Raw genomic sequence first — 12,703 nt, 5'->3', positions numbered from 1 at the left:
TTTGCCGCTTTTAGCGAATGTAATGAGCGGCTTTTTTGCGACAGCATGTCGCGTGGTATTTTTTTAATGCCACTTATTATTAAATAAATATTTTATTAAATTATATTTATTAATAGGGGGGGTAAAATAAGGCATTTATAAAGGGGGGGAGTAATAAGGCAAGATAAGGGGGGGAGTGTTAGGGCTTGACAATATAAAATGGCATGGTAAGACATAATTAAGCAAATAAAAAAGGAGAACTAAAATGCTTAAAAATAATATGTTCGCAAGACTTCACCAAGATTGTTTCAAAAACGCAAACGCTAAACAAAATGAACTATATTCAAACTTAAACGTTCTACAATTCAAAATAATGTTATCAATGCTTGCTTATGCAAATATGATAAACGCAACAAACAAGCACAAATCTTTGATTATGAAGTTTAGGATAGAATTGGAAGATTTAAGAAGTAAAGGAAGTTTATTTGAAAAAATAAAGCTATCAAAAAGTGATTTTGCAAAATTAACAAATGAAATTGAACATCCCTATTTTGAAAAAATAATCGCAACAAAAGACGCGATAGAGTTCGAATTGAAAAAGATGTATGTTATTGAAATGAATGTTTCTAAATGTGGTTATGTAATGATAAAAGATATTATGAGCTACAAATCTATCAATCAAATCAAAATGCATTTGCAAATAGCTTTTTTTGGAACCTACAAAATACCATTTTATTTTGCAATTAACTTTTTAAACATATCTAAAAACCAAGCAAGAAAAGACCAAATAAGAGCTATTAAAAACATATTTAAAAGCTTAAATATAAAGAATGATTGTGAATATATCTTTCCAAAGCCGAGAGAGCCAAAAAGCAACCTACATTATAATTTTGTCGTTAAAAAAGAAAATAATTCCAATGATTTTGATGATAATATTTTCTTTTAAATAATAAAAAGGCAATTAAGAAAGAGGCGCGCAAGCGTCTTTTTTTTATTTGCATAATTTGACTAATAATAAATAGATGTTCAAATGTAGGTACATACAAACAAATCTTGATTTGTATACTCACTATACAAAGCCTACGGTTTGTGTGAGCCCTGCGGGGCTAAAATACGCCGCAAGCGGCATAACCTGAGAAAAGAAAAAGGAAGAGAAAATGAGCGTAAAAATAATCATGTTAGAGAAATTAAAAAAAGAATTAAAAAGCAATGAAGAGAACATTCAAGCAACTTGTTTTTTAATTGAATCCGAAAAAGCCAAATTGGATTTAGGCGATTGGCCTGAAAGTATATTTGATTCAGATCAGCAAATAGCTTTTTTGGAAGACAGATTGATCAAACATACAAACAGAAGAAAAGAAATTTTAAACGACATTAAAAGATTGGAGAGATAAAAAATGAAAACGATACTTAGATTTGAAAAAATTAAAACCTTTGAGCATTTAAACCTATCGAATGCTCACATAAACAGATATTTAGATACGCCAAATGCGAATCCAGATGTTAAAAACATCCATATCTTTGGCTCTAAAAATCTTGTTAAAACTGTAAAAGAAAGACTTCAAAAAAACGGAATTAAGCCAAGAAAAAACTCTGTTTTGTCCGTAGAAGCATTACTAACATTATCACCAGAATACTTTTTTGAAGATGAAGATCAAAAAAAAGTTACAGAGTTTACAAAAGCAGCAGTTACTTTTTTAAAAGAGAATTTCGGTAATAATGTAATTAGTGTTGATTTGCATTTAGATGAATCGAATCCGCATATTCACGCGCACATAATACCTTTAACCGATGATGGAAGACTAAGCGCAAGAGACATGTTCAACAAAATAACTCTTAAAGGATTTCAAAAGAGCTATTGTGAAGTTATGAATAAAACGCTTGGTAAAACTTTCACTTATAAAGAGGGAAGCAAAGCAAAGCATAAAGACATTAAAGAGTTTTATACAGAAATTAACGAACAAAAAAACTACAAAGAAGAAGTTGTAAAGCTCGAAAATAAATTGATGGACGAACAAGATAATAATTTTGCTTTATCAAATCAAATTAAAAAATTAGAAAACCAAATAAAAGTGCAACAAGAAGAGATTTCAGCACTTAAAAAATTAGTTAATAAACTTAAAAAGTTTATAACAAAATTGAAAAGGACAAAAAAAGAACAAAGTTCTGACCCTTACGAACTCCCTGAATTAACTATACATAATAATCCAGACGTGCCAAAGGAGTTAAACAAGAAAAAAAGAAAAAATAGACCTTCAATTTAAAAAAGCCCGAAAGGGTTTTTTTTACATTCTCAAAATGGATTTTAAAAAGTAGAGTTTTTTTTGTGAAAAATCGCTCAGATTTTAAAAAATGAAATTGTTAAAAATGGCTTAAAATACAAGTTTTTTAATATGTAAAAATATTGTTAAAATTATTTTTTTCAAAAACTTTTTTTTAAAACACCGAAAAATTAACCAAAAAATACAATTTGAAAAATGAAAAATGCCTTAAAATAGGCTTTTTTTAGGGGTGCAACGAAAAAACATTGTCAAGTAAAAACGTGAAAATAATTTTTAGGGTACACCCTTATTTTAAGAACTGCAAGGCGTTAAAATCAAAAACGAACAGGTCTTTTTTTACCTGATAAAGAATCAATGTTTTTAGTATCTTTCAACATCACATGGTCATAATGTTTCTGAATCATCTCCAAGCTATTCCCAACCTGTTTAGCTATGAGATACATATCTCTATCATCATGCAATAAAGCCTTTGTGATATACGTGTGGCGACAGGCATAAAGCGTATATTCTTTTTTTATCTTACCTTGTTCAATAAGATGTTTTACAATTCGAGAGAATAACTTTCCGAACTGACTTTGACCCGTTAAAAAAGAAGGTCTAAAAATGAAATCATCTTTGATGGTCTTTAATTGATTTTCAGTGATTTTTTGATTTTTAGTTATTTCAACGAATGAAAGCAAAGCATTCATTGCTTTTTGATTGATTAAAATATCACGTTGTCCATGTTCTTTCGTCTTGCCTTTTCTCACTTTTGCATAAAAAAGCTTGTTATGCGTTGTTAAATCACTAAACCTTAGATTTTCTATTTCTTCCCCTGTCCTTATACCTGTATTTAATAAAAACTCAAAATAGTGGGGAAATAATAAGCGATATTCCTTAGTCTTAAAATTAGCGCGTTCAGGATTTAAAAAATCTTCGGAATTGATATATTCACGAATTTCGTTTAAATCATCTTCAAGAATGTCATGACCGATTTTGTTTTGTGTCGTTTTAATCTGTTTAGGAAGAGAAGGAAAATCTTTCTTTTTTAATAAATCTTCTTCTTCTAAATAGTTAAAGAGCATAGTAAAACAAGTTTTATTTATTGTTTTTCTTGTTTTTGAAAACTCATTGTTTTCAAAATAAAGACGAATGTTTTTAGTCGTTAAATCATCAATCTCTTTTTTGTAAAAGTGTGGAATTATAAAGTTCTTATAGATATAGATATAATCTTTATAAATTGGTTTTTGCGGTTTTCTTTTTTCAAGTTGTTCAATTACGGCATTGCAAGCCGTTTCAATGTAATTTTTTTTATTAGGCATAATACTCAATCCTGCTTTTACCATTCCTTCTGTCTCGAACTTCAACGACCAAGCTTTTGATATAGCTTCATCAAGATCAGAAGTTTTTAAGCTTCTCTTGATTTCCTGACCATCGACACGTAAACGGACATAGTAGCTTTTAGTGTGATTTTGTCTATAAACTGCAAGACCTTTTATGAGTTTTTGATACATAGAAAAGACCATAGTTGTATAAAAAGTTGTATAGGTATTTTTATACTATATATAAGTGCTTGAAATATCAATGTGATTTTATAGGGGAATCGGTTTCAAAATCCGTTGCCTTCGGGCGTGGCGGTTCAAGTCCGCCCACCGGTACCATATTAGAAAGGTCGCTTTTATAGCGGCCTTTCGTCGTTTTAGGTGTTCGTAAATATCAAAAGAAAGTTAGCGTTGCCTTCGCGGTGGCGGCAGGAATGCCAGTCCAATCAACTCCGTCCACCGGTACCATATTTTAAGACAGAGCCTCGATGAAAGTCGGGGCTTTGTTGTATCTGGATCTTCAAAACAAAAAAAGCGCGAGGGGTATGCCTCGCGCAAACTACTACATGGTGATAGTAGGAACAGCCTATAGAGCTGTGAACAAGGTATTTTGAGTGTTCGGAGTCCAGTCTGCTTGGGACACGTGCGGTACATCAACTAGATAACGCAAACCTTGATAAGTCACCACATCACCTTGTTTATAGGAAACATTCTGAGTCCAGTTAGTGGCTGGGTCTGCATTTGTCCAAAGGCTAGAGGTTAGAGACGGTGCCCAATCTTGTTGCGCAGTATGGTTTGTTACAGCCTGGTATACAGTACCTAGGTGTAAGACGTAATCGCCAGCGTCGTAGTTATGACCAACTTGCCAGTTCGGTGTGTAGTTATCCATTGTGTCGAAGTCATAACCCGCTTGTTTTGCTAACTGTATAAACTTAGCGAGCTTAGGTAGGTTTTGCGTTGCCCCCATGCCACGCTTACCATCTTCAAATAGGAACTCGTGAGTTAATACGATAACTTTATCTGCGTGTAAAGGTGTACCACATGGGAACTCTTGAGCTTTGGAGTTGATCGGGTTAATCGTTGTTGGTGCACAAGTGTTTAACGCGGAATCCACATATCCAAGAAATGCTTCTGCTTCTGTAAGGCTGTTTGCTGGCATTTCAATGCCCCAATTTTCGGGTGCCCAGTCCACATCCCAACCGTGAGTTTGATAGCCGTTATTCGCTAGGATATTTTGAACCTCGATAGCTGCTTTTACACTGTTGGATGGGTTGGATGTATCGCATACATATCCTGGTTCCCAAGGTTTCAGGTCATCAGACGTGGCACATAACCCATCTGCTTTGAAGTCTTTCGTCACGCGCCAACCGTTGGTGTAGGGCAGTCTAGCAAACTCTGTTGCCTTGTAGTTCGGGTAGCTTGTAATGTTCGGCAAATACTTTGCTAACACAGATAAGTTTTCCGTAAACATTGAGGCATCGTAAACAGGGTCTTGATACGAGTTAAGCTGGTGGTCCCCGGTCGCATTACACTCCGCAGCACTGTTCGGTCCAAACTCATCCACGCAGTTGTGCACCATGTGATCGTAACTGTGGTTCGCAACAATATGACCAGTGTCTAATGCGAGCTTTAAGGCTTCTAGGGAACGGTCTTCATTTTCATCACCAATTCCATCTAAATGCCAAGCATTAAAGTAAAACGTCGCTTTGATATCTTCCTGGTTAAGTACTTGAATAACGTCAATAGATGCATTGATTGGTCCATCATCAAACGTTAGATAAATGGTGCCTTTAGAGTCGGTTTGAGCAAATGAGTGTTGTGATAGTGCGGCACTTACAAGCGTTGCAATAGCCAATTTATTAAATTTCATTCTCTATTCCTTTTAAGAAATTAATAACGACGTTGTCAGTAGTAAAATATTGATAATTTGAAACTTAATGTGATGTCTTAAATTATTTTATGACTTTTATCCTAGACCTAAATAATTACAAAAAAATAGGTGGTATTTTCTAAATTGGGATTGTGTTCACGAATAATGCAACCGGTTGCGCTTTTTTGTCTTGGTTATTTTTGCTACAGTTTTTACAGGTTGAAATTTACACAACGGGAGTAAGGCTATGAAAAAGATCCTTTTATGCTGTAGCGCAGGGATGTCCACCAGTATGCTTGTTAAGAAAATGGAGCAAGCTGCTGAAAATAAAGGAATTGAGTGCAAAATTGATGCAATGTCAGTGAATGCGTTTGAAGATGCAATTAAAGAGTACGATGTTTGTCTTCTCGGGCCTCAAGTACGTTTTCAGCTAGAAGAGCTAAGAAAAACGGCGCAAGAGCATGGTAAAAACATTGATGCTATTTCTCCTCAGCATTATGGAATGATGAAGGGAGAAGAAGTACTAGAGCAAGCATTAGAATTAATTAACTAAACTATAGTTTTAAATTAAAAAGATAACTGTACATCAAATATAAATATTTGATGCGGGATTCTTTTGCCTAAAATAAGGATGGATTCTATGAAGCTTTATGACGCAATTATAGGCGCAGTCGAAAAGCATATAGCCCCTATAGCAGCTAAAGTGGGGAATCAGCCCCATGTTCGCGCAATGAGAGACGGTTTTATTGTCGCAATGCCGTTTATTATTGTCGGTAGTTTCATTTTGATTTTTGCATTCCCCCCATTTGCCGAAGATACAACCTTTACTTTTGGTCGAATTTGGCTCGATTTCGCCACTACACATTTTGATACCATAATGATGCCCTACAACATGTCGATGGGGATCATGACCATTTTTGTTTCGCTGGGCGTTGCTTATAGTTTAGCGAAGGCTTACAAGATGGATGGGATCACGAGTGCTGTATTGTCACTAATGTCTTTTTTACTCATTGCGGCCCCAGCTAAAGATGGCGCGTTGTCTATGTCTCACATGGGCGGAACCGGGATCTTCACCGCAGTGATGTGTGCATTTTTCTCGGTGGAGCTCTACCGTTTTATGAAAAAGCACAATATTACGATTCGCATGCCAGAGCAGGTGCCACCGGCGATTGCGCGATCATTTGAAGTATTGCTACCAGTCTTAGCGATATTCATTACCTTATATCCACTTAGCCTTTTCGTACAAACCCAGTACGACATGCTGATTCCAGACGCTGTTATGGCTATCTTTAAACCGCTAATTAGTGCGTCTAACTCATTGCCTGCCATTATTGGCGCTTTATTGCTTTGCCAGCTACTTTGGTTTGCGGGTATTCATGGTGCTGCAATTGTTGTTGGACTGCTTTCTCCAATCTTTTTGACCAACATTGGTGCCAACATTGAAGCCTTTGTTGCAGGTGAACCGATTCCAAACGTATTTACTCAACCGTTCTGGGATTTTTACATCTTTATTGGCGGCTCTGGTGCAACACTTGCTCTTGTTATGCTGATGTCGTTTAGCCGTTCTGTTCACCTTAAGAGCATTGGTCGAATGAGTGCGGTGCCTGGCTTTTTCCAAATCAACGAACCTGTGATCTTCGGTAGCCCAGTTGTGATGAACCCGACCTTGTTTATCCCGTTCGTCTTCGCTCCAGTCATCAACGCTACGATTGCGTACTTTGCTGTGCATGTCGGCTTTGTGGGTATGGGTGTCGCTACAACACCTTGGACAACACCGGCACTGATAGGTGCTTCGTGGGGTAGCGGTTGGACCTTTGCGCCAGTATTGCTCGTCATTGGTTTATTAATTCTTGATCTAATCATCTACTTCCCATTCTTCAAAATGTTTGAGAAGCAAATGTTGGAGCAAGAACTACCAACGACGAAGGAAACTAAAGGTGACACGCAGCCGTCAGGCGAAGGCGTTACTGCTTAACTGTGCTTAATGGGCCGCAATTACCGCGGCCCGATTTTCGGAGAGAAAATGATGGAACAAGAATTGGTTGTAATGGAGATCATTTGCAATGCTGGTGAAGCCAGAAGTTTAAGCTACGAGGCATTGCGTTTATCTCGAGAACAAGATTTTGAAGCGGCTGATGAGAAGCTCTCTCAAGCAAGAGAGTGTATTAATAAAGCCCACTTAATACAGACTCAGCTTATTGAAGAAGATCAGGGAGAAGGGAAAGTCCCGATGACGTTAGTGATGGTGCATGCTCAAGATCACCTAATGACTACGATTTTGGCTCAAGAGATGGCTGTAGAAATCGTCGCACTGAACAAAAAAATCTCGAACAAATAAAGGGGGATGAAAATGTCTAGAGAGGCGATCAAACTTGCCATTATTGGCGGTGGTAGTAGCTATACCCCGGAATTGGTTGAAGGGGTTATTAAGCGCTTAGAATATTTACCCGTTAAGAAGATTCATTTTGTGGACATTGAGTCAGGAGCTGAGAAGCTTGAGATCATCAAAGGATTGGCTCAGCGAATGGTCGATAAAGCCGGCGCAAAAATTGAGATAAAAGCCGGTTTCGATCGCCGTGCTGCGATAAAAGATGCAGATTTTGTGATGACGCAGTTTCGTGTTGGTGGCCTTGCTGCACGCGCTAACGATGAGCGAATCCCAATCAAGTACGACGTCATCGGCCAAGAAACAACGGGCCCTGGTGGTTTTGCTAAAGCACTGCGAACCATTCCGGTCATTCTTGATATCTGTAAAGACATTGAAGAGTTGGCTCCAAACGCATGGATGCTCAATTTCACCAACCCAGCGGGTTTAGTTTCCGAAGCGGTCAGTAAGTACACCAAAGTAAAGAGTATTGGTTTATGCAATGTGCCCGTTTCAATGGAAATGATGATTGCAGAAATGATGGAGTGCGAGCCAAAAGAGCTACAACTTGAGTTTGCTGGGTTAAACCATCTCGTGTGGGTACACAAAGCATGGCTCAATGGGGAAGATATTACTCAAACGGTATTAGAGAAAGTCGGTGATGGTGCCAACTTCAGTATGAAGAATATCTGGGAAGAACCGTGGGATCCGGCATTTCTAAAAGCACTGGGGGCGATACCATGTCCTTATCATCGCTACTTCTATCAAACTGATGCCATGCTTGCTGAAGAGAAACAAAGTGCCGATGAAAAAGGCACTCGTGCTGAGCAGGTAATGGAAACAGAAAATGCGCTATTTAAGCTCTATCAAGATCCTACCCTCGATCATAAGCCGAAAGAGTTAGAGGAGCGGGGTGGTGCTTATTATTCTGATGCATCACTGAACCTAGTTGATTCAATTTATAACAATCGTAATAGTATTCATGTTGTTAACGTTTTAAATAATGGAGCGATCAACGGCCTACCTGACGATGCTGTGATTGAATGTAGTGCCGTGATTGGTAGCTGGGGGGCGAAACCTCTTGCGGTTGGCGAGTTGTCAAACAATATCAAAGGATTACTCCATCAAGTTAAAGCGTATGAGCAGCTAACAATAGAAGCTGCTGTCGAAGGTAATTATAACAAGGCGCTTATGGCATTAACCAATAACCCATTGGTGCCTGACATTGGCCGCGCCAAGTCAATCCTGGATGATATTCTGGCGGTGAACGCTCCGTATTTACCTCAATTTAAACTAACGACGTTGTAAAACTAAGGAAGGGCGCCGATGAAAGTCATTTTTAATGCTGATGATTTTGGTTTAACGAGAGGTGTAAATAGCGGCATCGTTAAAGCTCATCAGCAAGGTGTGGTTCATTCAACCACCATGATGGTGGGTATGGATGCTGAGCAACATGCCTTAGAACTAGCTCGCCATAATCCAGACTTGAAAACTGGCGTTCATCTTAGGTTTACAGCAGGTGTGCCTATAACGAAGCATCCTAACTTGACCAACGGCCGATCGCACTTTATCAACTATGACGAACTTTGGAGTAAGCAGGACTTCGAAACTCAGGTCGTTTATGATGAAGCAAAAGCTCAGGTGGAACATTTTTTATCGCTTGGGTTAGAGCTAAGCCACTTAGATAGCCATCATCACGCGCATACTCACCCTCAAATTTTGCCCGTTATTAAAGAAGTAGCGAATGAATACCGAGTGCCACTGCGGGGCACTGGCTTGTGTCAAGAATCGATGACAATCAGGTATATCTTTACTGATGAGTTTTATGACCAAAAAGTGAGCTTGGATGGTTTAATGACACATTTATTGAGCTTAAAAGCTGACTATGACTTGGTTGAGGTGATGTGCCACCCGGCAGAGGCCGATCAGGCGCTTATCTTAAAGAGTGGCTATGCGCTTCAGCGAGAGCTAGAGTTACAAGTTCTTACCTCTCCCATTTTAAAAGAACAGTTAGCTCATCATGGTATAGCTGTCACGGATTACTCTGAGCTCGTTTCTACCAATCAAATGGTCGGTGTATGATTAAAGGCTGCCAGCTTCGCCCCCTATAAGCACCTTACGAATTGCTGGCAGCCGTTCTACACAAACGGATATTTAATAACAATTGCAGTTGGACCCAATAGCATTATGGCAAGGATTAAAGATGTCGCCGAACTCGCCGGTGTAAATCGCTCTACCGTTTCTCGAATCATTAATGGGGAGGGGAAGTTTCGCGAAGAAACTCGAAAAAAAGTAGAGCAAGCTATGGCGCAACTGAATTATCGTCCCAGTGCAATTGCTCGTTCACTCGCAACCTCATCCAGTAATATGGTTGGGTTATTGGTGACTTACTATACGGGGGGCTTCTTTGGCGAGATGATGGAGCAGGTTCAAACCGAGCTGGATATTCATAAGAAGTTTTTGATTACAGCTCAAGGCCATCATTCTGCACAAGGTGAAAAAGAGGCAATTCAGCGTTTTAATGATTTACGTTGTGACGGCTATGTACTTCATAGTCGTTATTTGTCAGATGATGACTTACGTGAATTAGCTAAACAACCAACACCTTTCGTTCTCCTGGATCGCTACGTGGAAGGAATAGAAGAGCGTTGTGTTACCTTTAACCATCATCATGCAAGCCGTATTGCCGTTGAGCACCTTTTAGCTGGTGGTCATCGAAAGATTGCTTGTATTACCGGTCCATCCCAACGTCATAACAGTGTATTGAGAAAGCTTGGGTATATTGATGCAATGAAGGATGCTGGTATAGATATTGATGAAAGCTGGTGTGAAGAAGGGAATTATGGTCGGCAAAGTGGTTATGATGCAATGGCTGCAATTTTACAACGACACCCTGATGTGACGGCTGTCTTTTCGTGCAGTGAAGAAATGACGGTTGGCGCAATGCAGTACTTACACGAGCACAGTATTTCTGTACCAGAGCAAATCTCATTAACTAGCTTTGACAGTGTTGATCTTTGTGAAAGTCTTTACCCTACAGTATCAGCAGTGCACTTTCCTATCAGTGACATGGCCCGTGTAGCGGTACAAACGTTAATGGGGCTAGTCAAAGAGCAAGAAGTAATAGACAAGCCAGTGTTCGAGGCCAAGCTTAAAATACGCAAAGCAGATCGCTCCTTAAAGTAGCTTACTTCTATCTAATTAAGTGAGTCGCTTAGAAATAACGGTTTGATGTTTTGCTAGTTACTGATGAATTTATTCACAAAATTTACTAGTATTCTAACTCTCTTAAGAAATATAAATCAGTAGTGAATAAGTGGCAGCCATTAAACTAACGGTCGATCGTATTCAACCCGGATTACATATCCGTCTTCCGCTAAAGTGGAACGATCACCCCTTTCTACTCAATAGCTTTAAGATTAAAGACCAAGAGCAAGTCGAGATGATCCGCCACCTCGGCGTAAAGTTCGTTTACTTTAATCCAGAGCAAAGCGATGCCGTTCCACTCCCTGTTGATCAAAGACAAGCTGACAGAGTAACAAATGAAGCGTCGTTAGATCATGAAACTCAAAAAATGTGGCAAGAAAAACAGAACCGCATAGAAAAGTTAAGTGCATACCGTCGACGCGTGATTCAGTGTGAAAAAGAGTTTGAGCGCTCTCTGGCACGTATGCGTTCAGTCATGACTAAAATCCGTAACCGTCCGACAGCAGCAGTTGATGAAGCAAAGCTTCTTATTGAAGATATCGTCGAGAAGTTAATGTGCGATGATAATGTTACGTTACATCTGATGAACGGAAAAAATGAGTTTGAAGATATTTATTTCCACTCATTGAACGTGGCTGTTATCTCGATGATGATTGGCCGTGCTAAAGGGTACTCAGCAGCACAGTTGAAAGAGCTTTCCTTCTCCGCACTATTCCATGATATCGGGAAAATAAAAATCCCGACTGCAATATTAAGAAAGCAACTACCTCTAACAGAGCCAGAAACCAACTACTTAAAGTTGCACACTAAATATGGCGTCGATCTTGCGAGTCAAATCGAGGCTTTTCCCGAAGTCGCGAGAATTGTGATCGCGCAGCACCATGAGCTAAGAGATGGGTCTGGTTATCCTAAAGGCCTGAAAGGAGATGAGATCAACGAGTTTGCTCAAATTATTGCTGTAGCCAATGCGTTTGATAACTTGTGTCATACACCGATAGTCTCAGATCAAAAGATTCCTTATACCGCACTCTCTCATTTATATAAGAACTGTAAACACCTATATAAAGAAGAGAACCTGAACATCCTAATTAAGTTTATGGGCGTGTTTCCTCCGGGTACCGTAGTTCAGCTTTCTAATAATATGGTCGGCCTGGTTATCTCAGTGAATGCATCGCATTTATTATTCCCGAATGTCTTGGTTTACGATCCATCAGTACCAAGGACGCAAGCGCCAATCATTGATCTTGCCTCAAAAGATATAAAGATAGTTAACGCGATTCATCCGTCAAAATTACCGGATAAAGTAAAAGAGTATCTAAATCCGCGTTCGCGTATTTCTTATTTCTTTGATAGTGATGAGTAGTTATCCACAGCTTTTTGTGGGTAAATTGTATAAATCCTGAGTGTTATTTCTGGGTAATTTTAGGGTTGGATGGAAAGTATCCATTTGGCATGTTTTTTTAGAAAAAATGCATTTTTAGTATTGCCAAAGAAAATCTTCTCCCTATAATGCGCATCCATCGACACGGCAGACGCCACAAGGCTTTAGCAAGGTCGAAGAGGTAAAAAGCTTCTACAAAAAATTAGTTTAAAAAAGTGTTTGACACTAACAACTAAATCGCTAGAATGCACCTCCGCTTTGAGAGAAAAACTTCTCGCAAAGCAAGCTCTTTAACAATATAGACCTATCAATCTGTGT

The 12,703-nt window shown here is 38.7% G+C and carries 12 protein-coding genes; 10 read left to right on the top strand and 2 right to left on the bottom strand.

The window, feature by feature from the left end; all coding sequences use genetic code 11:
• Positions 1 to 244 precede the first annotated feature (244 nt).
• The 3 genes from R7127_RS24190 to mobV all read left to right on the top strand — a co-directional run bounded on the left by R7127_RS24190 (position 245) and on the right by mobV (position 2,243).
• Positions 245 to 925, top strand: a complete 681-nt coding sequence (locus R7127_RS24190) for a hypothetical protein (RefSeq protein ID WP_318148602.1) — start codon at positions 245 to 247, stop codon at positions 923 to 925.
• Positions 926 to 1,136: 211 nt separating this feature from the next.
• The gene (locus tag R7127_RS24185; RefSeq protein ID WP_318148601.1) at positions 1,137 to 1,373 is read left to right on the top strand and encodes a hypothetical protein; all 237 of its coding nucleotides are present in this window, start codon (positions 1,137 to 1,139) and stop codon (positions 1,371 to 1,373) included.
• A gap of 3 nt (positions 1,374 to 1,376) precedes the next feature.
• A complete protein-coding gene (gene mobV / locus R7127_RS24180; protein WP_318148600.1) occupies positions 1,377 to 2,243 on the top strand; it encodes a MobV family relaxase in 867 nt (288 codons plus the stop codon).
• A 332-nt stretch (positions 2,244 to 2,575) separates the two neighbouring features.
• Here mobV and R7127_RS24175 read toward each other — a convergent pair whose 3' ends face one another.
• Entirely contained in the window at positions 2,576 to 3,754 is a 1,179-nt protein-coding gene (locus R7127_RS24175; RefSeq protein ID WP_318148599.1) for a tyrosine-type recombinase/integrase, read from the bottom strand.
• Between the two features lie 394 nt (positions 3,755 to 4,148).
• On the bottom strand, positions 4,149 to 5,432 hold the full coding sequence (locus R7127_RS24170) for a carbohydrate-binding protein (protein WP_033906214.1): 1,284 nt from the start codon (positions 5,430 to 5,432) through the stop codon (positions 4,149 to 4,151).
• 247 nt (positions 5,433 to 5,679) lie between these two features.
• Between R7127_RS24170 and R7127_RS24165 the strand changes: the two genes are divergently transcribed.
• The 7 genes from R7127_RS24165 to R7127_RS24135 all read left to right on the top strand — a co-directional run bounded on the left by R7127_RS24165 (position 5,680) and on the right by R7127_RS24135 (position 12,367).
• Entirely contained in the window at positions 5,680 to 5,985 is a 306-nt protein-coding gene (locus R7127_RS24165; RefSeq protein ID WP_025767645.1) for a PTS sugar transporter subunit IIB, read from the top strand.
• 87 nt (positions 5,986 to 6,072) lie between these two features.
• Positions 6,073 to 7,407 (top strand): PTS sugar transporter subunit IIC, encoded by a 1,335-nt coding sequence (locus tag R7127_RS24160; RefSeq protein ID WP_005381064.1) that lies wholly within the window; start codon positions 6,073 to 6,075, stop codon positions 7,405 to 7,407.
• A gap of 51 nt (positions 7,408 to 7,458) precedes the next feature.
• A complete protein-coding gene (locus R7127_RS24155) occupies positions 7,459 to 7,770 on the top strand; it encodes a PTS lactose/cellobiose transporter subunit IIA (RefSeq protein ID WP_031777269.1) in 312 nt (103 codons plus the stop codon).
• A 12-nt stretch (positions 7,771 to 7,782) separates the two neighbouring features.
• The gene (locus tag R7127_RS24150; protein ID WP_033906216.1) at positions 7,783 to 9,105 is read left to right on the top strand and encodes a 6-phospho-beta-glucosidase; all 1,323 of its coding nucleotides are present in this window, start codon (positions 7,783 to 7,785) and stop codon (positions 9,103 to 9,105) included.
• Between the two features lie 18 nt (positions 9,106 to 9,123).
• Positions 9,124 to 9,879 (top strand): chitin disaccharide deacetylase, encoded by a 756-nt coding sequence (gene chbG / locus R7127_RS24145; protein WP_033906217.1) that lies wholly within the window; start codon positions 9,124 to 9,126, stop codon positions 9,877 to 9,879.
• Between the two features lie 105 nt (positions 9,880 to 9,984).
• Entirely contained in the window at positions 9,985 to 10,983 is a 999-nt protein-coding gene (locus tag R7127_RS24140; protein WP_033906218.1) for a LacI family DNA-binding transcriptional regulator, read from the top strand.
• A gap of 130 nt (positions 10,984 to 11,113) precedes the next feature.
• Positions 11,114 to 12,367: an HD-GYP domain-containing protein gene (locus tag R7127_RS24135; protein WP_005381029.1), complete on the top strand. Its 1,254-nt coding sequence runs from the start codon at positions 11,114 to 11,116 to the stop codon at positions 12,365 to 12,367.
• Positions 12,368 to 12,703 lie beyond the last annotated feature (336 nt).

This window comes from Vibrio sp. 1159, from assembly GCF_033340395.1.
Lineage (GTDB): Bacteria > Pseudomonadota > Gammaproteobacteria > Enterobacterales > Vibrionaceae > Vibrio > Vibrio alginolyticus.
The sequence above is the reverse complement of the archived record's forward strand: the minus strand, read 5'-3'. Positions and strand labels throughout refer to the sequence as shown.